At 72.5% G+C, this 22295-nt stretch carries 21 protein-coding genes and 1 pseudogene; 12 read left to right on the forward strand and 10 right to left on the reverse strand.

Annotated elements, in window-relative coordinates; translation table 11 throughout:
- Positions 1-198 precede the first annotated feature (198 nt).
- Entirely contained in the window at positions 199-1617 is a 1419-nt protein-coding gene (locus SY2F82_RS25720) for an MFS transporter (RefSeq protein ID WP_236041785.1), read from the forward strand.
- A gap of 271 nt (positions 1618-1888) precedes the next feature.
- Positions 1889-3220, forward strand: a complete 1332-nt coding sequence (locus SY2F82_RS25725; protein ID WP_236041786.1) for a hypothetical protein — start codon at positions 1889-1891, stop codon at positions 3218-3220.
- A 122-nt stretch (positions 3221-3342) separates the two neighbouring features.
- On the opposite strand, the gene SY2F82_RS25730 is transcribed toward SY2F82_RS25725, so the two are convergent.
- From SY2F82_RS25730 to SY2F82_RS25740, 3 genes are all read right to left on the reverse strand, one after another.
- Positions 3343-5643 (reverse strand): hypothetical protein, encoded by a 2301-nt coding sequence (locus SY2F82_RS25730; protein ID WP_200421534.1) that lies wholly within the window; start codon positions 5641-5643, stop codon positions 3343-3345.
- A gap of 156 nt (positions 5644-5799) precedes the next feature.
- Positions 5800-7008, reverse strand: a complete 1209-nt coding sequence (locus SY2F82_RS25735; protein ID WP_200421535.1) for an NAD(P)/FAD-dependent oxidoreductase — start codon at positions 7006-7008, stop codon at positions 5800-5802.
- Between the two features lie 117 nt (positions 7009-7125).
- The gene (locus tag SY2F82_RS25740) at positions 7126-8070 is read right to left on the reverse strand and encodes an RNA polymerase sigma-70 factor (protein ID WP_200421536.1); all 945 of its coding nucleotides are present in this window, start codon (positions 8068-8070) and stop codon (positions 7126-7128) included.
- Between the two features lie 257 nt (positions 8071-8327).
- Here SY2F82_RS25740 and SY2F82_RS25745 point away from each other — a divergent pair, with 257 nt between their 5' ends.
- A complete protein-coding gene (locus tag SY2F82_RS25745) occupies positions 8328-8822 on the forward strand; it encodes an N-acetyltransferase (RefSeq protein ID WP_200421537.1) in 495 nt (164 codons plus the stop codon).
- Positions 8823-8853: 31 nt separating this feature from the next.
- Here the strand turns inward: SY2F82_RS25745 and SY2F82_RS25750 are convergent, their stop codons facing one another.
- From SY2F82_RS25750 to SY2F82_RS25760, 3 genes are all read right to left on the reverse strand, one after another.
- The gene (locus SY2F82_RS25750; protein ID WP_200421538.1) at positions 8854-9798 is read right to left on the reverse strand and encodes an SDR family oxidoreductase; all 945 of its coding nucleotides are present in this window, start codon (positions 9796-9798) and stop codon (positions 8854-8856) included.
- An 87-nt stretch (positions 9799-9885) separates the two neighbouring features.
- The gene (locus SY2F82_RS25755) at positions 9886-10632 is read right to left on the reverse strand and encodes an SDR family oxidoreductase (protein WP_200421539.1); all 747 of its coding nucleotides are present in this window, start codon (positions 10630-10632) and stop codon (positions 9886-9888) included.
- Between the two features lie 41 nt (positions 10633-10673).
- On the reverse strand, positions 10674-11681 hold the full coding sequence (locus SY2F82_RS25760) for an aldo/keto reductase (protein WP_200421540.1): 1008 nt from the start codon (positions 11679-11681) through the stop codon (positions 10674-10676).
- Positions 11682-11865: 184 nt separating this feature from the next.
- On the opposite strand from SY2F82_RS25760, the gene SY2F82_RS25765 reads away from it, so the two are divergent.
- On the forward strand, positions 11866-12651 hold the full coding sequence (locus SY2F82_RS25765; protein WP_200421541.1) for a TetR/AcrR family transcriptional regulator: 786 nt from the start codon (positions 11866-11868) through the stop codon (positions 12649-12651).
- 8 nt (positions 12652-12659) lie between these two features.
- On the opposite strand, the pseudogene SY2F82_RS25770 reads toward SY2F82_RS25765, so the two are convergent.
- Positions 12660-12854 (reverse strand): annotated as a pseudogene (locus tag SY2F82_RS25770) (alpha/beta hydrolase); the annotation flags it as partial.
- A gap of 143 nt (positions 12855-12997) precedes the next feature.
- On the opposite strand from SY2F82_RS25770, the gene SY2F82_RS25775 reads away from it, so the two are divergent.
- From SY2F82_RS25775 to SY2F82_RS25805, 7 genes are all read left to right on the forward strand, one after another.
- The gene (locus SY2F82_RS25775; protein ID WP_200421542.1) at positions 12998-13390 is read left to right on the forward strand and encodes a Tat pathway signal sequence domain protein; all 393 of its coding nucleotides are present in this window, start codon (positions 12998-13000) and stop codon (positions 13388-13390) included.
- Complete coding sequence (locus tag SY2F82_RS25780) at positions 13387-14013, forward strand: class F sortase (protein WP_200421543.1); 627 nt, start codon at positions 13387-13389, stop codon at positions 14011-14013. The genes SY2F82_RS25775 and SY2F82_RS25780 overlap by 4 nt, the downstream gene beginning before the upstream one ends.
- An 86-nt stretch (positions 14014-14099) precedes the next feature.
- On the forward strand, positions 14100-14591 hold the full coding sequence (locus tag SY2F82_RS25785; protein WP_200421544.1) for an RNA polymerase sigma factor: 492 nt from the start codon (positions 14100-14102) through the stop codon (positions 14589-14591).
- Positions 14575-15078 (forward strand): hypothetical protein, encoded by a 504-nt coding sequence (locus SY2F82_RS25790; protein WP_200421545.1) that lies wholly within the window; start codon positions 14575-14577, stop codon positions 15076-15078. Before SY2F82_RS25785 ends, SY2F82_RS25790 begins: the two co-directional genes overlap by 17 nt.
- Positions 15079-15450: 372 nt before the next feature.
- Positions 15451-16323 (forward strand): hypothetical protein, encoded by an 873-nt coding sequence (locus SY2F82_RS25795; RefSeq protein WP_200421546.1) that lies wholly within the window; start codon positions 15451-15453, stop codon positions 16321-16323.
- 350 nt (positions 16324-16673) lie between these two features.
- A complete protein-coding gene (locus tag SY2F82_RS25800; protein ID WP_200421815.1) occupies positions 16674-17840 on the forward strand; it encodes a serine/threonine-protein kinase in 1167 nt (388 codons plus the stop codon).
- Between the two features lie 100 nt (positions 17841-17940).
- Positions 17941-18612, forward strand: a complete 672-nt coding sequence (locus SY2F82_RS25805) for a DUF6445 family protein (RefSeq protein WP_200421547.1) — start codon at positions 17941-17943, stop codon at positions 18610-18612.
- 21 nt (positions 18613-18633) lie between these two features.
- Here the strand turns inward: SY2F82_RS25805 and SY2F82_RS25810 are convergent, their stop codons facing one another.
- From SY2F82_RS25810 to SY2F82_RS25820, 3 genes are all read right to left on the reverse strand, one after another.
- Complete coding sequence (locus SY2F82_RS25810) at positions 18634-19158, reverse strand: hypothetical protein (protein ID WP_200421548.1); 525 nt, start codon at positions 19156-19158, stop codon at positions 18634-18636.
- Between the two features lie 266 nt (positions 19159-19424).
- Entirely contained in the window at positions 19425-20174 is a 750-nt protein-coding gene (locus tag SY2F82_RS25815; protein ID WP_200421549.1) for a TIGR03943 family protein, read from the reverse strand.
- Positions 20171-21205 (reverse strand): permease, encoded by a 1035-nt coding sequence (locus tag SY2F82_RS25820; protein WP_200421550.1) that lies wholly within the window; start codon positions 21203-21205, stop codon positions 20171-20173. The genes SY2F82_RS25815 and SY2F82_RS25820 overlap by 4 nt, the downstream gene beginning before the upstream one ends.
- A gap of 250 nt (positions 21206-21455) precedes the next feature.
- On the opposite strand from SY2F82_RS25820, the gene SY2F82_RS25825 reads away from it, so the two are divergent.
- Entirely contained in the window at positions 21456-22217 is a 762-nt protein-coding gene (locus SY2F82_RS25825) for a DUF4142 domain-containing protein (RefSeq protein WP_200421551.1), read from the forward strand.
- Positions 22218-22295: the final 78 nt, after the last annotated feature.

The raw sequence follows: 22295 nt of genomic DNA on the forward strand, positions 1-22295 counted from the left end.
ACGTCGTCGGCCCGGGCGACGGCGCCCTTGACGGTGGGTGGACAGTGCTCGGCCCGTGCTCCACACCGTCAGCCGCCACTGGTTCACCTCTGATGTCGCCGGAGGCGATGTGAGCAGCCCGGCTATGGCGATGTGGAGCATATGTCCCTTACTGTGACTTTTGGCGCAGTGCTCTGCGGACGGGATGGAGTTGGGGCCGTGGCGTTCGCGGAGTCGGCCGGCGGCGGTGGGTCCGTGCCCTCCCCCGAGTCCGCCCCTGAGCCCGAACGACGGGCTTGGGCACCGCTGCTGGCGGTGTGCGCCGGGTATTTCATGGTGATCCTGGACGTGACGGTCATCAACGTCGCCGTGCCGGTGATCGGCCGGGAGCTGGCGGCCTCGCTCACCGGCATCCAGTGGATCACCGATGGATACACGCTGGTCTTCGCCGGTTTCCTGCTGACCGGTGGCGCGCTGGGCGACCGGCTGGGCAACCGCCGGGTCTTCTGCTGGGGCGTGGCGGTGTTCACCGTGTCCTCGGCCGCGTGCGCGCTCGCGCCGAGCGCCCCTTTCCTGGTCGCGTCGCGGCTGGTGGAGGGGCTCGGCGCGGCGCTGATCGTGCCCGGTTCCCTGGCCCTGCTCCAGCAGGCCTACCCGGCGCCCGCCGCACGCTCGCGGGCCTTCGGGCTGTGGGGTTCGATGGCCGGCATCGCGGCCTCTGCCGGGCCGCTGCTGGGCGGGCTGCTCGTCTCCACGGTGGGTTGGCGCTGGGTGTTCCTCATCAACCTGCCCGTCGGTGTGGTCTGCCTCGTGCTGACGCTGCGGTACGTGGCGCGCTCGTCCCGGCGTACCGCCCGGGCGCTGGACTGGCCGGCGCAGTGCGCGGTCGTGGCGGCGGTGGCGCTGCTGACCGCGGCGCTCAACGAGGCGGGACGACGGGGCTGGTCCGATCCGGCTGTTCTGGCCGGGGTGGGCCTGGCCGTGTCGGCCGTCGTGGCGTTCGCGGTGCGGGAGCGGCTGGCCCGGTCCCCTGCCCTGCCGCCGAGCCTGCTGCGCTCTCGTGCGATGAGCGGCGGAGCCGCCATCGGCCTGCTGTTCAACTTCGGCTTCTACGGCATGGTGTTCACCGCCAGCCTGGAATTCCAGCACCGGCGCGGCTTCAGCGCGCTCGGCACCGGGCTGGCGCTGTTCCCGGCGGTGGCGATGACCATGTTCGCCTCCGTCCTGTCCGGGCGGCTGACCCGCCGCACCGGCGATCGTCCGCTGGTGATCTCCGGCATGCTCCTGGCCGCCCTGGGGCTCGCCGGCTGGGCCGCTGCCGGAGACGACCCCGCCTACCCGCTGCTGGTGACCCCGATGATGGCCGCGGGGTTCGGTACCTCCTTCGCCCTCACCGGCTCCACCGCCACCGTGATGGGTGCCGCACCCCCGGCGTACTCAGGGGCCGCCTCCGCCCTGTTCAACACCGCCCGCCAGATCGGCAGCGCCACCGGCGTCGCGCTCGGCGGCAGCCTGCTCGCCACAGCCACCGGCTACGGCACCGGGCTGCGCACCAGCACGGCCATCGGCGCGCTCGCCTACCTGACCGCCGCAGGGCTCGCGTGGCGGTGCGTGCCGGCGAGGTCCAAAGGGACGTAGGGCGGCTCCAGACCGTCGGGCGGGCCTGGCGGTCTTCGCCTACGGCGGGCGGCCGGTCATGGCGTGGTCCACCGTGTGTGACGTCCGGCCGGGCCTTTGCGCTTGATGAGTGGCCGCCTGTCGATCTTGACAGGGGCGGTGACGAGCGGAGCGCCGGACCGCTCCGCTCGTCGCGCCTTCCGCGAGCTCACTTGCCGACGTCCTACCGAAGGAAGCGACCGACCACATGCGCATAAGACAGTTCGCAGAAAGAGCAGCGCTCTCCGCTGCCATGAGCCTCTCGCTCCTCGGCCTCGGAACGACCGCCGCCGCCGCGGACACCAGCGCCCCACTGCCGATCAGCTCGTATCGGGACATGGCTGTCGACGCGGCTCATCAGCAGGTCTTTCTCAGTGATCCGTTCGGTGGCAGCGTTCTGGTGACGGACTACTCGGGCCAGGTCGTGAAGCAGATCGGCGGTGAGGCCGGTGCCTGGGGCATGGCGCTTTCCAGCGACTCCCGAACGCTGTACGTGGCACTCCGCGACGCCGGCGCGATCGCCGCGATCGACACCGCCACCTTGCAGGAGACCGCCCGGTACGACACCGGAACCGGCGCGGGCGCCTACGCTGGCCCGACCTCCCTCGCGCCGGCCGGAGGAAAGATCTGGTTCGGCTACAGCACCGACACCTGGAACGGCGCCCTCGGTTCCCTGGACCTGAGCGGTGCACAGCCGGTCGTCGCACGGGGCCAGGGCCTCGACACGTTCCGCGGCTCGCCGCGCCTGGCTGCCACGCCGCAGGACCCGGACACCCTCGTCGCCGCCGAATCCGACGGCAACGCCGCCACCCTGGCGGTGTACGACGTGAGCACCGGCCAGGCCGACGTACAGGCCAAGCGTGTCGACCCGGGAACGGACGGGTGCACGAGCCTGCAGGACCTCGCCTTGACGCCGGACGGCGCGCGGGTGGTCGTCGCCTGCGCCTCGCCCTACTACCACCAGGCGTTCCGCACGGCCAACCTGGCGGACGACGGCCGCTACACCACCAGCCACTACCCCAACGCCGTTGCCGTCGCCCCCGACGGCACCATCGCGGCGGGCATCGACGGCGCCTCCTCGCCCGACGTCCACCTGTTCGCGCAGGACGACTCCACGGCCTTCAAGACCTGGGACTTCCCTGCGTCGTCCCCGTACGCCACCAACACCCTTCAGTCCGCCGGTCTGGCCTGGGCTCCGGACGGCAGCAGGGTGTTCGCGGTCACCGAGGACAGCGGCTCCTCGTCCCTGACGCTGCAGGTCCTGGACTTCCCGCAGGTCGCCACCACCGTCACCGTGCAGGCACCCGCCTCCTCACCCCGGAACCAGAACCTCACCCTCACCGGAAAGCTCCAGGCGCCCGTGGGATTCGGCGCGGGGACCACCGTGGACATCTGGCGGCTCGACGACCCCACCGCGGGCGAGGGCACGCTGATCGGGTCCGCGACCGTCGCCGCGGACGGCACGTTCAGCTACACGGACCGGCCGAGGGCCAAGGGCGACGTCCAGTACACCGTGCAGTACGGAGGCGACGCGCGGCACACCAGTGCCTATGGCACGGTCACGGTCGACATCACCTCTGACTGAGTCCCGTCCGCCTCGCGCCACGGGCTCCGCTCGAACCCGCGCTCGGCCGGGGTTTCCCGGCCGAGCGTGTCGCGCGGCCTCGGCTCAACTGCGGGCGCCGGGCGGCCCCGAGCGCTTCGGGCTCACCCGGGGTGGACCGTGAGGTACGTCCACTGGCTCCACACGCTGCCGGTCTGTGCGCCCTTGGCCGGTGGCGTGTAGTGGCCGCGGATGCGGTAGTGGTCGTTGCTCGTGAAGAGCTTCAGAGCCCGGACGTAGCCGTACCAGCCGTCGGCGTACACGCCCCCGCAGTCCTGCGCGGTGACCTGATGCCAGGCCCCCGAGTAGTAGTGCTCGAGGTACACCGTCATGTGACCGCCCGACTGGCGGGGAGTGACCAGGAGGTTGAAGCCCATGTTGACTTCGGACTTGTAGAAGACCTGGTAGGTGGTGGTTCCGATGCGGGTGGTCCCGGTCGGCCACTGCATCTGCGTCCGGACCGTCGGCGTGACGGTCGTACCGGTCGTCACCGTGCGCGGCGCATAGCGGTAGTCGCCCGCGAAGGCCGCGCTGAAGACGGTGTTGCGGCTGATCCTGTAGTACGCCACGAGGTTGCCGTATGCGTCGACCTTGCCGCTCTTGAGCTGCGTCCGCGACGCGCCCGCGGGCTGGGCGTACAGCGTCACGACACGGGAGTTGTACGTCGTCCCCAGGTGCGCGGTCACCTTGACGGTCGCGCCGGAGTGGTACGACTTCGCGTCGGTCGCCACACTCAGGCCCGGAGTGGCCCGAGACACCTGCACCTTCGCCGACGCCGCGACCGGGAGGTAGGACGTGCCGCCGTCGTAGGTGAAGGCGTAGGTGTTCGCGCCGCCGACCTGCGGGGTGTCGTGGAAGACGAAACCGCCGTCAGCGGCGACGGGCACGGTGCCCACCGCATAGCCGGAGGGGTGCGCCTGGTCGGTCTTGACGACGTGGACCGCGCCGGTCGTCACATGCGCGTGCGGCCAGGTGAGCCGACCGGTGACGCTCATCGCTGCGGCACGGTTCGCAGCGGAGGGAGCGGTCAGCGCCATGGTGGGCGCGTACTTCGCCACCGGGATGTCGAAGGTCCGGCTCGCCGGGGCGTAGTGGCCGCCTCCCGAGTAGTCGACGCGGAAGCTCAGGGAGCCGGTGGCAGGAGCGGTGCCGGCGACGGAGTAGGAGCCGAAGAAGTCGACCGGTATGTGTGCCGGGGTGCTTGTCGGGTCCGGGATGAGCAGGCCGTCCGGATCGGCGTCGTCGTAGCGGGTCATCCGTACGGTGCCCGGAATCATGGACTCCCCGGCACTGAGGCTGAGCGGCGAGTCGAAGTCCGTCCGGAACGTGTAGGCCTCGCCGGGGGCGAGCGGGGTGGTGGTCGAGCTGCCGTAGAGACGGACCCAGGCGGTTTCGGGGTCACGGGCTGTCCGGAGCGTCGGGGTGCCTCCGGCGGCGTCCACGCCCACGGCGTAGAGCCGGCTCCCGTCCGGTGCCCAGGCGAGGCCGTCCGGGGCCAGGCGCAGCGGGTCGTCGAAGTAGTACTCGCGGTAGTAGCCCGCGCCTGTTTCCGGAAATGCCTCGAAGGCGCCATTGCAGCCGCAGCCGGCCAGAGTGCCGTCCGGGGCCACGGCGACGGCGTCGGCGGCCACCGGCGTGGCGAACTGCCCGTCGACCGCCAGGTCCGAGACCCGGTACCGGTTGCTGCTCGCGCGCAGCCAGGACGAGACCGCCAGATGCTGCCCGTCCGCCGTGACCGCGAAGTCGCTCAGGTCGGGGACGGGCAGCGCCTTCGCGGCCTGCCGGGTCAGCGCACCGCCCTCGGCCCGGTACGTGACGACGGCGGAGGTGTCGCCCGTCTGCGCGGCGGCCGCGAGGACGCCGGAGGGCGTCGGGGTCGTCGTCAGCATCGGCGCTGCCGGCCAACTGCCGGAATCCTGCCGCACCGTGACGGTTCCGGCCCCGTCGACGGATCCGATGCCGCCGGCGCCCGCCGTGCCGTACCCGAACCAGAGGGTGCCCCCGGCGACGGCCAGCGAGTCCGGACGGGTGCCCGCGCCCGTGCCGTACCTAGCGGACTCGGTCAGGCTCTCCGTGCTGATCGCCGCGATCACGTCCTGGTCGGGCAGAGCCGCGTACAGTGCGGATCCGTCGTCGGAGAGGGCGAGACCGGTGGCGCCCGGCTCACCGCCGATCATCGTCGGGTTCCCACCGTCGAGGTCGGTGACGAGAATGCCGTCGGTGCCGGAGCCGCCGCTGATGAACAGGTGTCCGTGCGGGGCGTCCACCACCATGTGCGCGAAGTGCGCAATCGGCAGCGGTACGTCCGAGGCCGCGTACGAGTCGACCGTGCCGGGACCGAGGACGGTCGTCAGTCCGAGGAGCAGAGCTGCGGCGGTTGGCGGCGAGAATCGCGCCAGCTTCATGAAAGGCCCCCACACAACCTTCACGATCAAGGGGCGCAACCTAGCACGGAAAGATCAGCTGCCGATAGCGGGCGGGCGGAGATCACCCTCGAACGCGTCGTCCAGGGCGACGGAGCGGGCGCCCTCGCCTCGAGGACGCCCGCTCCGCGGGGCGCGTCAGGCCGGGGTCCCGACCGCCGGGCCCGTCCGGGCAGGCTCCTGCACTACGCGGCGGGTCCGGGTCGGTACCCCGAGCGTCGGGTTGGCGATGCTCCAGGCCGCGCCCTTGCAGACCAGCTCCTTGTAGAGGGCGGCGAGCCGTCCTGTCAGGGCCGCCCGGACGGCGCGGTCGTCGGCGGTGACGTACTGGATCAGGCCTTCCCTGCGGCCCAGCGAGATGCACTGGTTGAAGTAGCGCAGCGGTGCGTTCGGGAGCTTCCCGCCGGTCAGGCGCGCGGCGATGGCGTCGGCGGCCTGCCACGCCATGGGGGTGCCCGAGGCGCACGACATCCGCAGCGGCTTGTCGCCGGGGCCCATCGCCATGGCCGCGTCGCCGACGGCGTACACGTCGGGGTGCGAGACCGAGCGCATGGTTCGGTCGACCACGATCCGGCCCGTGTCGGTGACTTCCAGGGTGGTGGCCTTCGCGATCGGGTGGACGGCGAAGCCGGTGGTCCACACGGTGACCGCGGCGGGGACGGACGTGCCGTCGGCGGTGGTGACGCGGTCGGCCTCGACGGCGGTGACGTCGGCGTGTTCGTGCACGGTGACGCCGAGCTTGCCGAAGACCTGCCGCAGGTGCCGGCGGCCCTTGGGCGAGAGCCAGTCGCCGAGGCCGCCGCGGGCGGCGAGGGCGACATCGAGGTCCGGGCGGGCCTCGGCGATCTCGGCCGCGGCCTCCAGGCCGGTGAGTCCGCCGCCGACCACGACCACGGGCTGTCCGGCGTCCAGGCGGGCCAGGCGCTCGCGCAGCCGGAGCGCTCCGGGACGACTGGCGATCTCGTGGGCGTGCTCGGCGGTGCCGGGGACGCCCTGGTCGTTCCAGCCGCTGCCGAGGGCGTACACGAGGGTGTCGTACGCCAGCTCCTCCATCCGCCCCTCGGTGCCGTTCGCGTCGACGACGGTCACGGTCCTGCGGTCGACGTCGACGCCGGTGACCTTCGCGAGCTTCAGTTCGACGCCGGTGCCCGCGAAGATCTCGCGGAGCGCCCGGCGTTCGAGGTCCTGGCCGACCGCGAGCTGGTGCATCCGGACGCGCTCGACGAAGTCGGGCTCGGCGTTGACGAGGGTGATGGCGACGTCTTCACGGCGCAGCCGCTTGGCGAGGCGCCCGGCGGCGATGGCTCCGGCGTATCCGGCTCCGAGGACGACGATGCGGTGCTGCATCTTCCTTGCTCCTGTCTCGAGCGCTGCTGTCGTGGCGGGTTCGCCCCTTGAACCGGGCGGCCCGCCGTTTCCTGACAGGAACGCGATGTGAAGCACCTCACATCGGGGTCGGAAGAGTCAGAAGGCGCTGAGCAGGGGTTCGCCGTGGTCGGCGGCCGCCCATCGCCGGGTCGCGCGTTCGAGCTTGTCGGGGTTGACCTGGTTGCGGAAGGCGGCGATGCCCTCGGCGGTGATCTCCAGGCACATGACGCCGACGACCCGGCCGTCGACGACCGCCACGAGGGCGGGGTCGCCGTTGGCGGTCGTGGCGTACACCTCGGGTGAGCCGCCGACCAGGGCCTGCTTGGCCTTGCTCGGTTTGAACAGGCCGCGCATGAACTTCGCGACCGCCAGGGCGCCTTCGAACGCCTTGGCGCGGGCCGGGACCTTCCCGCCGCCGTCGCCGATCGAGACGGCGTCCTGGGTGAGCAGCCGCACGAGCGGCTCCGTCCGGCCGCTGGTGGCGGCCGCGAGGAACTCATGGACGATCCGCCGGGCGGCGGCCTCGTCGATCTCGCTGCGGGCCCTGCCGTCCGCGACGTGCTTCTTCGCGCGGTGGAAGATCTGCTGGCTGGCGGCCTCGGTGATGTCGAGGATCTCGGCGATCTCCCGGTGCGGGTAGTCGAAGGCCTCCCGCAGCACGTACACCGCCCGCTCGTTCGGGGAGAGACGCTCCAGCAGGGCGAGCACCGCGTACGAGACCGATTCGCGCTGTTCGGCCGTGTCCGCCGGGCCGAGCATCGGATCCCCGGCGAGCAGCGGCTCGGGGAGCCACTGGCCCACGTAGGTCTCGCGCCGGGCGCGGGCCGAGGTGAGCTGGTTGAGGCACAGGTTGGTGAGGACCTTCGTCAGCCAGGCCTCGGGGACCTCGATGCGGTCGACGTCGGAGGCCTGCCAGCGCAGGAACGTCTCCTGCACGGCGTCCTCGGCCTCGCTCGCGGAGCCGAGGAGGCGGTAGGCGATGGCCTCCAGGCGGGACCTGGAGGCCTCGAACCGGTCCACGTCGCTCATGGTCAGGGCCATGGCCCTGATCCTAGCCGTCGCGATGCGCGACGACCTTCGCATGACGGGGGCGGCCGTGCGCTGCTCGGCACCGGGCTGCTCGAACTGCCCGGCGCCCACAACGACAACACGGCCCATCCCGGGCCCCGCCGGCGTCTGCGCGAGCTTCTGCGCGACACGGCCTGACACGGGTGGCGACCCCGGCGTCGAGGTGGGGGCGCTCGACAGGACGGCGAGGAAGGTGCGTCGTGACGGAGCGGCAGTTAGCCTCCCCGTCCATGAACTGGCTTCCCGATGACTTCGTCCACCCCGTCCGCGTGCCACTCCCCGGTGGCCATCACCTGCGCCCCATCTCCGCCGCCGACACGGACCTCGACTACCCGGCGGTCATGGGATCGCGGGAACGGCTGTGGTCCATCTTCGGCGAGGCATGGGGCTGGCCTCCCGCCACCCTGACGTACGACCAGGACCGCGACGACCTGCTGCACCACGAGCGGGAGATCGCCGAGCACAAGGCCTTCAACTACGCGCTCTTCGACGAGGCCGGCACCGCCCTGCTGGGCTGTGTGTACATCGACCCGCCGGAGAAGACCGGCGCCGATGCCGAGGTCTCCTGGTGGGTGGTGGACGACCAGGTCGGCACCGACCTCGAACGCACCCTGGACGCGTTCGTCCCGCAGTGGATCGCCGACGCCTGGCCCTTCCGCGAGCCGCGCTACATAGGGCGCGACCTCACCTGGAAGGAGTGGCTCGCTCTCCCCGACAACGTCTGACAAACCCCGGGCCAGGGCCTGGGGTTCGTGGTCAGTTGCGAGCCGGGGGCCACGCCACGACCGCGCCGGGTGCCTCGGGCGCGAGCGCCGGGTGCGCGGTGAGCAGGTCGGCGAGGTCGACACGGATGAGGAACTCGCGCCGGATGCGGTCGGCGACGTCGGAGACCTCTTCCGAGCCGTCGTCGGCGGGGTCGATGTGGACGCGGTACGGCCGCTGTCCGGCGGGGAGCGCGACGATGCGGGCGATCTCGTCGGAGACCATCGAGGCGTCCGCGTCCTCGGGGGCCAGCGCGGCCAGCTTCTGGGCGACCTGTTCCATGAGGCCGGGGTACTTCGTCTCGTACTCCGCCTCGGTGGCGCTGTCGGCGGGGTGGCCGGAGTGGGCGAAGTGATGGGTGCCGCTGGTGAACGAGCCGGGAACCACGATGGAGGTCTCCACCCCCCAGCGCGCGAGCTCGGCGGCGTAGCTCACGGCCAGGGAGTCCATGGCGGCCTTGGCGGCGAAGTAGGGGGCGAGGTACGGCGGGGTGCCGCCCTTGACGCTCGAGCTGGACACCCAGATCACCAGGCCCCGGCCCGCCTTCCGCAGGTGGGGCAGGACCGCCCGGTTGACGCGCTGGGTGGAGAGGACGTTCACGTCGTACAGCTCGGCGAGCTGCTCGGGGGTGAACGCCTCGGCCGGTCCGGTGACCATGTGCCCGGCGTTGTGGATCAGGACGTCGATGCGGCCGTGCTCGGTGACGACCCGGTCGATGGCGGCGTCCACGGACGCCTGGGAGTTGACGTCGAGTTCGATGGCGCGCAGGTCGACGCCGTGCCGGGCGCTGTAGTCGGCGGCGGCTTCGACCTGCGGCGCGTTGCGGGTGCCGGTCTGGCGCATGCCGGCGTAGACGGTGTGGCCGGAGTCGGCGAGGGCGCGGGCGGTCAGGGCGCCGAAGCCGCTGGAGGCACCGGTGATCACGACGATGTTCTTCATGGGAGTTCTCTCCTCGAGAGATGGCTTCGCGGTCGGGTGGGGGAGGGCTTCGGGACGGGAGGGCGTCAGGGAGGGGAGGTGGCCGGGTCAGGCCACGCCGCCGTTGGCGTACAGGACCTGGCCGTTGATCCAGCGCGCCGGGCCGGCGAGGAACGCGACCGCCTCGGCGATGTCCTCCGGCGTGCCCAGGCGCTCCAGGGGAGCTGCCTTGGACAGGTTGTCGATCGCGGCCTGGTCCTTGCCCTCCAGGAACAGGGGCGTGGCGGTGGGGCCGGGGGCCACCGCGTTGACGGTGACGTCCTTGCCCCGCAGTTCGCGGGCCAGGACCAGGGTCATGGCCTCGACCGCGCCCTTGCTCGCCGCGTAGGCGCCGTAGTTCGGGAACTGCAGGCGGGTGACCGAGGTCGAGAAGTTGATGATCGCGCCACCGGCGCGCACCCGGCGGGCCGCCTGCTGGGAGACCACGAAGGTGCCGCGGATGTTGGTGCGGTGCATCCGGTCCAGGTCGTCCAGGTCGAGCGTGGCGATCGGTGACAGCAGCATGATGCCCGCCGTGTTGACGACGACGTCGATGCCGCCGAACTCCCTCTCCACGGTGTCGAACGCCTCCGCCATGGCGTGCTCGTCGGCGATGTCGCCGCCGACCGCGATCGCCCGGCCGCCCGCCGCGGTGACCGCGGCGACCGTGTCGTCGGCGCGGGCCTTGTTGCCGGCGTAGTGCACGCCGACGGCGATGCCGTCCCTGGCGAGGCGCTCGACGACGGCGCGGCCGATGCCGCCGGAGCCGCCGGTGACCAGGGCGACGCGGGGCGTGGTGGTGGTGTTGTCGGTCATGGTGTTCCGTCCTTCGTGGCTGTGGGTTACGGGTGGGTGGGTCAGCGTTCGCTGTCGAGCGTGGCCATGAGGGGGGCCGCGTAGCGCTCCCCGGCGGCGGAACCGGCGGGGACCGCCGCCTCGATCTCGGCGAGGGCATCGGCGTCCAGGTCGAGGCCGGCGGCGCCGAGGGATTCGGTCAGGCGCTCCCTCCGGCGGGCACCGATCAGGGGGACGATGTCCTGGCCCTGGGCGGCCACCCAGGCGATGGCGACCTGACCGGTGGTGGCGCCCAGGCGCTCCGCCACGCGTCCCAGTGCCTCGACCAGGCGGAGGTTGGCCTCGAGGTTCTCGCCCTGGAAGCGTGGGCTGTGGGCGCGGAAGTCGTCGGCGCCCAGGTTCCGCGCGGCGCTCCAGTGGCCGCTGAGCAGGCCCCGGGAGAGCACGCCGTAGGCGGTCAGCCCGATGCCGAGCTCGCGCAGCGCCGGAATGACGGACGCCTCCGGGCCGCGGGAGAGCAGCGAGTACTCGATCTGTACGTCGCTGACCGGTGCGACGGCCGCGGCGCGGCGGATGGTGTCCGCACCGACCTCCGACAGACCGATGTGCCGGATGAAGCCGGCCTGCTGCATCTCCGCGAGCGCGCCGACGGTCTCCTCGACAGGGATGTCCGGGTTGAGGCGGGCGGGACGGTAGATGTCGATGTAGTCGGTGTTCAGCCGCCGCAGGGAGTAGGCGAGGCGGTCCTTGACCGCGGCCGGGGAGACGTCGTACGGCACGGGCTGGAAGGCGCCGTCGGGGGTGCGGCGGGAGCCGAACTTGACGCTCAGGACGACCTCGTCGCGCCTGCGTTCCTTCAGCGCCCGGGCGATGAGCATCTCGTTGGCGCCCGATCCGTAGAAGTCCGCGGTGTCGATGAGGTTCAGACCCGCGTCGATCGCGGCGTGCAGGGTGGCGACGCTCTCGGCGTCGTCGGCGGGCCCGTACAGGTCGGACATGCCCATGGCCCCCAGGCCGATGGCGGACACCTCCGGTCCGTACGCACCGAGCTTGCGGGTCGCGACGGTCATGGCGGTTCTCCTCGGTCTCGGGGCGAACACCCCGGTTCGCGGGCGTGGGGGGCTTCGGAAGCGTCGGTTCGCGAGCGACGAGGGCGTCGGGCAGTGGATCACCCGATCGTCATATCGCCGATCACCGGTCTGACACATCAACGCTAACACATCATCGATGCACCGCAAGTGTTATCGTCGATGTATGGCAACGGTCGACACGACGACAGCGCAGCCCCGCGAGCGGATCCTGCAGGCCGCGGCAGCCCTGCTCGCCGAAGGCGGACGGGAGGCCGTGTCCACCCGTGCGGTCAGCGCGGCCGCCGGAGTGCAGGCGCAGACGATCTACCGGCACTTCGGTGACATGCAGGGACTGCTCGACGAGGTGGCCCGGCGCGGATACGCGTCCTACCTGGCCGCGAAGCAGGCCCAGGACACGGACGGTGATCCCGTGGCGCAGCTGCGGAGCGGCTGGGACATGCACGTGGCCTTCGGACTGGCCAATCCCGCGCTCTACCGGCTGCTGTACACCGAACCGCGGCCCGGCCAGCAGTTCGCGGTCACGGGTGACGCCCACCAGGTGCTGCTGCGCATCGTCGAACGGGTGGCCAAGGCCGGCCGGCTTCGGACGGGCGTCGAGGCCGCCGCCACGATGATCCACTCCTCGGGCATGGGGGTGACGCTCACGCTGATCGCCGCGCAGGCCGACGGCAGGCTGTCCGACTACGAAGGTCTGTCCGACAACGTCCGGGAAGCCGTGCTGGACTCCGTGCTCGCCCCGGCCGACGACACCGCTGCCCGGCCGAGTGCCGGCGCCCACCACGCCGCCGTGCACGCCGTCGCCCTGAAGTCCTTGATGCGCGACGGGGTGCGGTCCCTGACCTTCGGGGAGCGCACCCTGCTCGGCGAGTGGCTGGACCGCATCGCCGCCGAGGACGCTCAGGAGGTCGGCGCCGCGGAGCCCGGCGGGGAACCCGCGCGGCGGCGATAGCGGACCGATCAGGCGGCAAGCGCCGTCCGCAGGGCGGCGACGGCCTGCCGGATCGCGGCCTCGGCGGCGTGGGTCCCACGCAGGGCGTTCAGCATGACGAAGTCGTGGATGACGCCCTGGTAGCGGACCGCGGTCACCGGAACGCCCGCCTGGCGCAGCTTGTTCGCGTACGCCTCGCCCTCGTCGCGCAGGACGTCCGCCGCGTCCTCGTGGGCGTGTCCCGGGCCACCCTCCGACGGCTTTGCCATCTCTTTACAACCCGTCCTCGCGCCGCCTCGTCTCTCCGCTCGATCCGTGATTCAGCCCGCCGCAGTACCCGGGCGGACCGACGAAAGAGAGCGATTCGATGCGCCGAACTGTCCTCAGCGCCATGGCACTTGCGTGCACCGCCGTGCTGGCGGGCACCGTGCCCGCGTTCGCCCACGGGGCGTCCCCCTCCCCGACCGTTCCCGCGGCCACCGCCTCCCCGTCCACCGCCCCGGAGCGGACCGCGGCGCCGACCGCCGCCCCGGAACGGACCGCTGCGCCGACCGCCGCGAGCGCGGTTCCGAGTGCCGCGCCGACGAGGGCGCGCGGCCAGGTCTCGGTCGTCCCCAGCGGCGCGCCCGACACCGGTGTGACGGCGGGGACCTCCCGGTCCGTGTCCCCCGGGCTGATCGGCGCGGGCGCCGGCCTGGTGCTGGTCGGCGGTGGCGCTGCCCTCCACGTCGTACGCCGCCGGCGGGCGACCGGGGCATGACCCGGATCTCCAGGCGCGCCTTCGCCATCTCGGCGACGGCCGCGCTGCTCGCGGGCTGCGGCGGCCACGAGGCCGGCCGGTCCTCCGCCACCCTTCCAGGAACCGTCCGTCCCGGCAGTACGCCACCGCCCGCGTCGGCCTCCGCGAAACCGGCACCGGCGCTGGAGCGTTCGGCCCCCGTCAGGCTGCGGATCCCGGCCATCGGGGTCGACACCCCGGTCATGCGGCTGGGGCTGGCGCAGGACGGCAGTGTGCAGGTGCCGCCGGTCACCGCACACGACCGGGCGGGCTGGTACTGGCACTCGCCGACACCGGGCCAGGTCGGGCCGTCGGTCATCCTCGGCCATGTCACGGTCGGCAGCTACGGGGACGGGGTCTTCCGTCACCTCGCGGAGCTGCACCGGGGCGACCGGATCGTGGTGCGCCTGGAGAACGGAACGGCGGCCGTGTTCACGGTCAGCGCCGTACGGACGGTCGCCAAGGCGGACTTCCCGACGGAGGAGGTCTACGGGAACGTGAACCGCCCGGAGTTGCGGCTGATCACCTGCGGGGGTCCCCGTACCGGCGACGGATACCTCGACAACGTGATCGTCTTCGCGGCGCTCACCACGTCCACGCCCTGAACCGCCCTTACCGATCCCGGGCCTTCGGAACGTACGCCGATGGCCCGGGGTCCTACCCCACGACTGCCCCACGACCATGGAGAGCGTTGAAACGGTCCCGTGAGAGGGCGGCGTCCGAGCTGTTCGCCGCCGTCTATCCACGCCTCGCCGGCTGGTGCCGCCGTCTCGTCGACGACGACGGGACGGCCCACGAGATCGCCTCGGAGGCGTTCACCCGGCTCTGGGCCCGCTGGACCTCCGTGGACGAGCCCCGCGGCTTCCTCTACGTCACCGCGGCCAACCTCGTCCGGGACCACTGGCGCAAGCTGGAGCGCGAGCGCAGAGCCGTGCACCGTGCCACCACGGAGGCCGCCGTCCGCCCCCACCCCGAACAGGCCGACCCCTCGGTGCGCCTGCTCGTGCAGTCGCTGCCGGAGCGACTGCGCGTCCCGATCCTGCTGCACTACTACGCTGACATGCCGATCCGGGAGGTGTCCGTGCTGACCGGACGCAAGGAAGGAACCGTCAAGGCCGACCTGCACGCGGCCCGGGAACTGCTCCGCGTCCACCTGAGGAGAAGCCTTGACCACACGCTCTGACGACGGTCCGGAGCTGGAACCCGACGACCCCCTCGCGGTGATCCTGCGGCCCCCCTCGGACCATCTCGGCCCGCCCCCCGGCCGCTTCCGCGCGATCCGCCGCGCCGCGGCCCGCCGCCGGCTGCTCCGCGCCGCGGCCGGGGCCGGCCTGACCGCCGCCGTCGCCGTCCTCGTCGCCCTGCCGCTCCACCTGACGACGCCCGAGACACCGGCGCCCCCGTCGGTCCCCCTCGCGCCCCCGCCCCCGAGCGGTCGTCCGGCGCCCGCCGGCCCGTCGGCGTCGCCCTCGCCGTCGGCGCCGCCCCGGAGCGTCACCCGGCGCCCCACCACGCCTCCCCGTGCCGGCGGTTCCCGCACCCCGAGCCGCCCGCCGGCCGCCACCCGGGAACCGTCGGCGACACCGACCGCGGCACGTCCCGAGCCGTCGGCGAGCCGGACCGCGGCCGGCACCGCACCGTCGCTCAGCCCGTCGATACGGCCGAGGTAGTCACGGCCACTCGGTCGGCGCGACGCAGACGTGCACGGCCCGGGGCGTCGGCAGGCGGATCCCCATGCCGGTCCGCGTGGTCGAGTCGCGGGAGGCCCGCGAGAGCGGCGGTCCCCTGGCCGTTCGAACGCTGAGCCCGCAGGTCAGTCGGTGTTCGGGAGTGTGCCGGCGCAACCGTCAGTCTCACCACCACCGCCCCCTGGGCCGCAAGGCGCGGGAGGCACCCCTGCAAGGCCCCCGGAGAATCCCCTCACGAGCCCCACACAGTCTGCACACGGTCTTTCGATAACCCCGTTAGCGTGGCAACCCGTTCGATTCCAAGTGCGAACGCGGCCCGTCGGGGCGGCGGCCAGCCCACACAGGAAGACCGCAATGGACTACTGCTCCTCGTGTCGTCGGCATCTCAACGGCGCCCTGGTGTGCCCCGGATGCGGTGCCTACGCCCCCGACATCGCCCCGGTCACCGCCGACGGCCACACCGTCCCGGGCCCGGCCACCACGGCGACGCCGGTCATGGAGGCGACGGCGGCCACGGCGGCATGGGAGTTCGCGGCTCCGGACGTCGACGAGGCCCCGCACGCCGGTCCGCCCGCCGACCCCACGGGCCCGACGCGCCGCACGGAAGGGCGTGCCGCGCGGCGGCGCCGGCTGGCGCGCTGGAAGAAGACCCAGCGCAAGGCCCTGGTGGCGACCGCCGTCGCCCTCGTCGGAGGCGGTCTGACCGTGGCCTCGATGGACCGGCACACCGCCGACCGCGCCCAGGCGGCCCCGGCTCCGGAGGCGTCGGCCCTCGGCGGTGCGGAGGAACCGACGTCGCTGTACAGCAGTCCGGCGCCGCCCCGCTCCGGCACCCCGGGCTCCGGCGCGCCCCGGGCAGCGCACACCCCCACTGCGCAGTCCCCCGCGGCCGACCCGGCCCGACTGTCCTCGCCGGTCTCGGCCCATGCCACGCCGTCGGCCGCTCAGCCGCACACGGCCACCTCCACCCGTACGACGCACACGGCGGGCACGACAGGTGCGGCGGGCACGGGTACGTCGGGCACCGGTCACACGACGGCGAACTCCCCCTCCCGGTCGGGAACGGACTCCTCGTCCTCCTCGTCGTCCACGGGGACGTCCCAGCAGCCGTCCTCCCCGACCACCGGCACCGGCGGCGGCACGGACCCGGGCACCTCGCAGACCGCTCCGTCCCCGGCGGCCACCTCGCCGTCGCAGGTCTGCCTGCTCGTCGTCTGCCTCGGCTGACCGCAGGCGAACGCCACCACGGCCACTCGCCGCCCCCCGCGATCCCGCGGGCGGGCGGTTTCGGCGTGTCCACGGGATGCGCTCACGAACCCGGGCCCGGCGCCCCGGCGTTCGGTCCCGCTCCCACCGGGGTCCGGTCGGCCAGGAGTGTCGGACACGCGAGGATTGCGCGGCCGGACCGTCACCCGGTGGTCACCGGATGGGGGAGACCGTGATCGAATCGTGTGTCCGTGCCAGTAGGCTGTGATCCGCTGCGGCACCCCACCCCCACCCGCCCTGGCGGAATCCTGTCCGGCGGCGGTCGAGTCGTCGCACGGCATTCGTCTCCCGGCATGAGGATGAAACAACAGGTGCTGATCGCGGGCCGGTACCAGCTGAACACCACCATCGGACGTGGCGCGATGGGAGAGGTCTGGCGGGCGTACGACCAGATGCTCGGCCGTCCCGTCGCCGTCAAGGTGCTGCTCGACCGGAACGCCGACCCCACCGCGGACTCCCGTTTCCGCCTCGAGGCACAGACCGCGGGCCGGCTCCACCACCCGCACGTGGTCGGTGTGCTCGACTTCGGGGAGCACGAGGGGCGGCTGTTCCTGGTGATGGAGCTGGTGGAGGGCGACAGCCTCGCCCGGGTGCTCGCCGACGACGGGCCGTTGCCCGCCGAACAGGTCGCGGCCATCGCGGCCCAGGCGGCGGCCGGGCTCGCAGTGGCGCACGAACAGGGCATCGTGCACCGCGACATCAAGCCCGGCAACCTGCTCCTCGACGCGGGCGGCACCCTGAAGATCGGCGACTTCGGCATCGCCCGCTTCATGGACGACCCGTCGGGAGCGCTCACCGCGACCGGGCAGATCGTCGGTACGAGCCTGTACATCGCGCCCGAGCGCGCCCTGGGCAAGCCCGCGGGACCGGCCAGCGACGTGTACTCGCTCGGCTGCGTCCTCTACCAACTCCTCACCGGACGGCCTCCGTTCCGCGCCGACAGCCCGATCGCGATCCTGCACCAGCACCTGGACGCGACGCCCGTACCCCCGCGCGAGCTGGGTGCCGCCCTCCCGCCCGCTTTCGAGAACTATCTGCTGAGCCTGCTCGCCAAGCGGCCCGAGGACCGGCCCACGGCACGGCAGGCCGCCGACTGGTTCGCCACGGGCGCCTGGCGGGGCCGCCCGGAACCGCTTCCGGCCGCGGCACCGGTCCCGGCAGCGGCACCGATCCCGGTCCCGGCCCCTCAGTCGCCGGTCCCGCCCCGGACGGAGGGCCCGGCGACGACGTACAAACTCCCGTCCGCGCTGCCCGGCCACCGCGCCGCCCGCCCGCGGTCGTCGTCGGGCAACCGGCGCGCGCGGCCCTCGCTGCGCACGTTCGTCGCCGGACGGCCGCGCGCGGTCGGGCTGATCGCCGCGGCGCTGCTGTTCCTCACGGCGATGTACGTGGGCATGTCGGTGTTCAGCCCGGACAGCAGTTCGGCGGAGACACCGCAGGAGACGGGCCGATCGAGCCCGGCCGCGCCGACGCCGTGACGCCCGGCTCAACTTGCCTGCCGATCATGCCAGTTGAGTTGACGAAGGCTTGACCGAACGAAAAGAAACGACGGTGGGGGCGAACTGTAGGTTCACCGGCATGCCCCCACAACCCCCGCGTCTGCCCGTCCTGCCGTACCGCAAGCCCACCCGTGGCCGCGACTACTGGATCCTCGACGACGTGCTGCCGAACGTGGACGAGGTCCGGGCCCGCTGTCTCGCCAAGGACGACTGGGTCAAGGGACACCCGTACACGCAGGAGAGCTGGCCGGGGATGCGCACCATGCCCGGTCTCGAACCGGCCGAACTCGCCCGGATCGAGCGGCTGGTGCGCAAGGAGACCGGCGCCGCGAAGCTCTGGCAGGAGACCGCCCCCGGCGGCGGCACCCTCAACCACAACTGCGTCCAGGTCGTCGGCAAGGACGAGGGCGAACCGCGCCCGCACACCGACTCGCGCGCCCTGTGCCGGTACGCCGCCGTGCTCTACCTCAGCCCGAACATCCCCAAGGACTGCGGCACGAGCTTCTACCGGCAGAGCCTGCCGGGCGGCGTCCTCGGCGGCAACATGGTGCAGGCGCCGCACACGAACCTGGTCGAGGCGCTGGGCACGCGGTACGTCTCGCCGGACGCGTTCACCGAGGACGTCCGCGTGCCACAGCGCTACAACCGGCTGCTCCTGTACAAGGCCAACCTCATGCACAGCGCCACGGGTTACTGGGGCGGCGACCTGGAGGACAGGCGCATGACGGCCGTGTTCTTCTGGATGGCCTAGAGGCCCTGACAGGCCCGGGGCTCAGCTCAGGCCGAGGCTGGAGAGCGCGGTCGTCCAGTCCGTGATGATCGCGTTCTGGGCGTCCTCCAGGCTGACGTCGCCCGCGCAGACGGCCTTCTTGAGCTTGTTCTCGACGACATCCTTGTCGGCCGAGGTCTCGTCGCCGTAATGCGGTTCGGGCCAGAGGTTCAGCTCGCTCCTGGGCGCGCCGCCGAGTTCGAGCGGCACGAAGTGGTCTTCCTCGTAGTCCGAGGTGCTGGTGTCGCTGTAGCCGTACTCGACGATCTGCTTCTTCTTCAGCGCGGTGGTGTACGAGCTCGACGGCCGCACGGTCGCGGTCCAGCCGGAGACACAGATCGTGGAGTCGATGGTGTCCTGCGTGACGTCCGGGTTGAGGGCGCCGGGCTGGCAGCTGGGGTCGGGGAGGGGCAGGTAGTCCTGGCTGCACGACTGCGCGTGCGCGCTGCCGGTGGTGACGGTCAGGCCCGCGGCGGCGAGGGCGAGGGTGGACAGGGTGGTCACCAGGGGGCGCGGTATTCGGGACATGGGGAGTCTCCCGGTGGGGGTGCCCGGCACGATTCCAGGCGGTCGTGAGCATGACAGCACCGGAGCGTCTATGCGGGTAGACCCCTTTGCGGGACCGGGAGAAGCTTGGTTGAAGGTTTGTCCGGGCGAATGCACCGGGTTGTGAAGTCATGGGCAGCGCTTGGGCGTTGGTTCACCCAGGTGTACGGCGAGCGCGACGGACTCCCCGCCTCGGCGGCACACCGTCACAGTCACGCCGCCAGCGGCACCCCCTCAGCGGCACGCCGTCAGCGGGACGGCGTCAGCGGCAGGTCGTCCGTGTACGCGTTCACCGGCTTGTCCACCCGCTCGACGGTACCGGCGTCCAGCGCGGCCGGCGCCGACCGTGTGCCCAGCGTCCCGCCGGGGTGCCAGGTGCCCGTGACGGCCACCCAGGTGTCGGCCGGCAGCGCCGGGGACCCGTGGATCCGTACCTTCACGGACTGGGCGTCCGCAGCGCAGCACGAGAAGATGATCCGGGTCAGGTACCAGCCCCCGCCTCGCTCGTCCGGCGTGACGAATCCGGTCAACGTGACGCTGCGCCCCTTGATGGCCTGCGCACGGTCCTGCTGCACACGGCTGGTGAACTCCGTGAGCGTCATCGGCAGCGGCGAGGCCGCGGGCAGCGGTTCGAAGTGCCGCTGCTGCGCGACGGCCCTGGCGGGCTCACGGGAGGCGGTGTACGAGCCGAGGGCGGGCGGGGCATAGAGGAGCAGGCTCAGCGCGGGCAGGAACAGCAGCCAGGCGACACGGGGTGCGGCGGAGTGGTCGTGGCCGTGGCCGGTGTCGCCGTGACCGCCGTGCTCGGCGTGGCTGCCCCGCCCGCGGTCGAGGGCCGCGCTCGCCAGTCCGAGCACGAGCAGCAGCGCCCCGGAGGCGATCAGATACGGGCGCAGTCCCGGCCGCACGTACCTCAGGCACAGGTCGGTGAAGAGCGAGGCGTGCAGCAGACCGAGGCCGCTGAGGACGAGCAGGACCGCCGGGAAGGGCCGTTTCACAGCAGGGCCCCTCCGATCAGCGCGCTGCACGCCACCGCCACGACGGTTGTGGCGGTGGAGAAGCGGACCGCGAACGCCCGTCCGAACGTGCCCGCCTGAAGGGCGATCAGCTTGAGGTCGACCATCGGCCCCACCACCATGAAGGCCAGCCGCGCCACGGGCGAGAAGCCGGTGAGCGAGGCGGCCACGAAGGCGTCCGCCTCGGAGCACACCGCGAGCACGACGGCGAGCCCCGCGAGGAACAGCACCGACAGCCAGGTCGAGCCGGAGAACACGTCGAGCACGGAGCGCGGGACCGCCACGTTGAAGGTGGCCGCCGCCATGGCCCCGACGACCAGGAAGCCGCCCGCGTGCAGGAAGTCGTGCTGGAAGCCGAGCCGGAACTCCCGCCAGCGGCTGTGCCCCGGTCGGTGACCGGTGTGGCGCACGGCCGGCCGCAGCCACTCCTCCCTGCCGAGCCAGAGCCACAGCCAGCCCATCACGGCCGCGGTGGCGAGCGAGGCGAGCAGCCGGGCCAGGACCATCAGGGGGCTGCCGGGGAAGGCGACGGCGGTGGCGGTCAGCACCACCGGGTTGACGGCCGGAGCCGACAGCAGGAACGCGAACGCGGCGGCCGGGGTGACACCCCGCCGGATCAGGCTGTTCGCGACCGGCACCGACGCGCACTCGCAGCCGGGCAGCACCGCCCCGGCGACCCCGGCGACCGGAACGGCGAGCGCGGGGTTGCGGGGCAGCGCCCGGCTGAACGCCGTCGCCGGCACGAACGCGTTGATGGCGCCGGACAGGGCCGTGCCGATCAGCAGGAAGGGCAGCGCCTGCACGGTGATGGCCAGCCAGACGGTGCGCCACGCCTGCATCGCGGGCGCGTCCATCCACCGGCCGAGCAGGAGCAGCGCCGGACCGGCGAGGACGGCCGCCGCCAGCAGCAGCGGCCAGAACGCGGGCCGGCCGCGGGCGGGGACGCGCTCGGGCGCCGCGGGGACCGCGGCGCCCGCCTCCGCCTCCTCGGCCAGTTCCTCTGTCTTCTGCATGACGGCTCCGACTGTCGGATGTTCGGATCGAACATAACGGGCACCCGACCTCCCCTCCCGGGACCGCCACGCCCTCAGTCTGCCGAGGCGGACGCGCGCGGCCCGTGGTGTGACCGACGGCGGCATGCCGGACGTGCCGATCGACGGTGTGACGGCCCCCACAGCGTGGGCCGTGGATTTTGCCTGTGGAAAAGGTTTCCGGCTCCGGTCGCACCCGTACCCCTGGGCGTTGGAACAACCAGGAGGTGCCATGCGCATTTCGCGGACCGCGGCGGGAACCCTCTTCGTGACGGGCGCCCTCACCCTGACACTGACGGCGCTCGTCTATCCGTCGATGCTGGGAGTGCAGACGGTCTCCAGCGCCCCCTCACGCGTGATCGCGAACACCTCGGCGGGACCCCTCACCGAGGCGGACCGCGACTTCGTCGTCAAGGTACGGGCGGCCGGCCTGTGGGAGTTCCCGTCCGGTGAACTGGCCATGAAGAAGGGCACGACCCCGGCCGTACGCACCGCCGGGGCGCATCTGGTCAACGGACACGTCAACCTCGACGCCGTCGACCGGAAGGTGGCCGCGGAGCTGGGCATCACGCTGCCCAACCAGCCGAGCCCCCAGCAGCAGGGATTCGTGACGACGCTGACCAACGACACGGGCAAGCAGTTCGACAGCGACCTCGCGAACATCCTGCGGCTGACGCACGGACAGATCTTCCCCGCCATCGCCAACATCCGTGCCACCACGAAGAACACGCTGGTCCGCCAGCTGGCCGACGTGGCCAACGACACCGTCCTCGACCACATCACGGTCATGGAGCAGACGGGCCTGGTGGACTTCGACTCGCTGGTGTTCCAGGAGACGACACCGCCGAAGCTCCCGAAGTCCAGCCTGACCCCGCCGGCCCCGCAGCCCGGCGAGCCGACGGTGGTCCTCTCCCCGCCGCCGGGCTTCACCCCGCCGCCGTCGACGACTCCGGGCGCGGCGGCGGCCCCCGGGTCGGCGCCGACCACCGGCTGACGGTCCGAGACAGGTCCCGAGTCGCGAGAATTGGGCCCGGCGCTCTCCGGGGGACGAGAGCGCCGGGCCCGTCGGGGA

The sequence above is a fragment of the Streptomyces sp. Y2F8-2 genome (genome assembly GCF_014905555.1).
GTDB lineage: Bacteria > Actinomycetota > Actinomycetes > Streptomycetales > Streptomycetaceae > Streptomyces > Streptomyces cynarae.

Coding starts and splice junctions, on each gene's coding strand:
- SY2F82_RS25725 (WP_236041786.1), top strand. CDS start 1,889: ATGAGCCTCTCGCTCCTCGGCCTCGGAACGACCGCCGCCGCCGCGGAC.
- SY2F82_RS25730 (WP_200421534.1), bottom strand. CDS start 5,643: ATGAAGCTGGCGCGATTCTCGCCGCCAACCGCCGCAGCTCTGCTCCTC.
- SY2F82_RS25735 (WP_200421535.1), bottom strand. CDS start 7,008: ATGCAGCACCGCATCGTCGTCCTCGGAGCCGGATACGCCGGAGCCATC.
- SY2F82_RS25740 (WP_200421536.1), bottom strand. CDS start 8,070: ATGGCCCTGACCATGAGCGACGTGGACCGGTTCGAGGCCTCCAGGTCC.
- SY2F82_RS25745 (WP_200421537.1), top strand. CDS start 8,328: ATGAACTGGCTTCCCGATGACTTCGTCCACCCCGTCCGCGTGCCACTC.
- SY2F82_RS25750 (WP_200421538.1), bottom strand. CDS start 9,798: ATGAAGAACATCGTCGTGATCACCGGTGCCTCCAGCGGCTTCGGCGCC.
- SY2F82_RS25755 (WP_200421539.1), bottom strand. CDS start 10,632: ATGACCGACAACACCACCACCACGCCCCGCGTCGCCCTGGTCACCGGC.
- SY2F82_RS25760 (WP_200421540.1), bottom strand. CDS start 11,681: ATGACCGTCGCGACCCGCAAGCTCGGTGCGTACGGACCGGAGGTGTCC.
- SY2F82_RS25765 (WP_200421541.1), top strand. CDS start 11,866: ATGGCAACGGTCGACACGACGACAGCGCAGCCCCGCGAGCGGATCCTG.
- SY2F82_RS25775 (WP_200421542.1), top strand. CDS start 12,998: ATGCGCCGAACTGTCCTCAGCGCCATGGCACTTGCGTGCACCGCCGTG.
- SY2F82_RS25780 (WP_200421543.1), top strand. CDS start 13,387: ATGACCCGGATCTCCAGGCGCGCCTTCGCCATCTCGGCGACGGCCGCG.
- SY2F82_RS25795 (WP_200421546.1), top strand. CDS start 15,451: ATGGACTACTGCTCCTCGTGTCGTCGGCATCTCAACGGCGCCCTGGTG.
- SY2F82_RS25805 (WP_200421547.1), top strand. CDS start 17,941: ATGCCCCCACAACCCCCGCGTCTGCCCGTCCTGCCGTACCGCAAGCCC.
- SY2F82_RS25810 (WP_200421548.1), bottom strand. CDS start 19,158: ATGTCCCGAATACCGCGCCCCCTGGTGACCACCCTGTCCACCCTCGCC.
- SY2F82_RS25820 (WP_200421550.1), bottom strand. CDS start 21,205: ATGCAGAAGACAGAGGAACTGGCCGAGGAGGCGGAGGCGGGCGCCGCG.
- SY2F82_RS25825 (WP_200421551.1), top strand. CDS start 21,456: ATGCGCATTTCGCGGACCGCGGCGGGAACCCTCTTCGTGACGGGCGCC.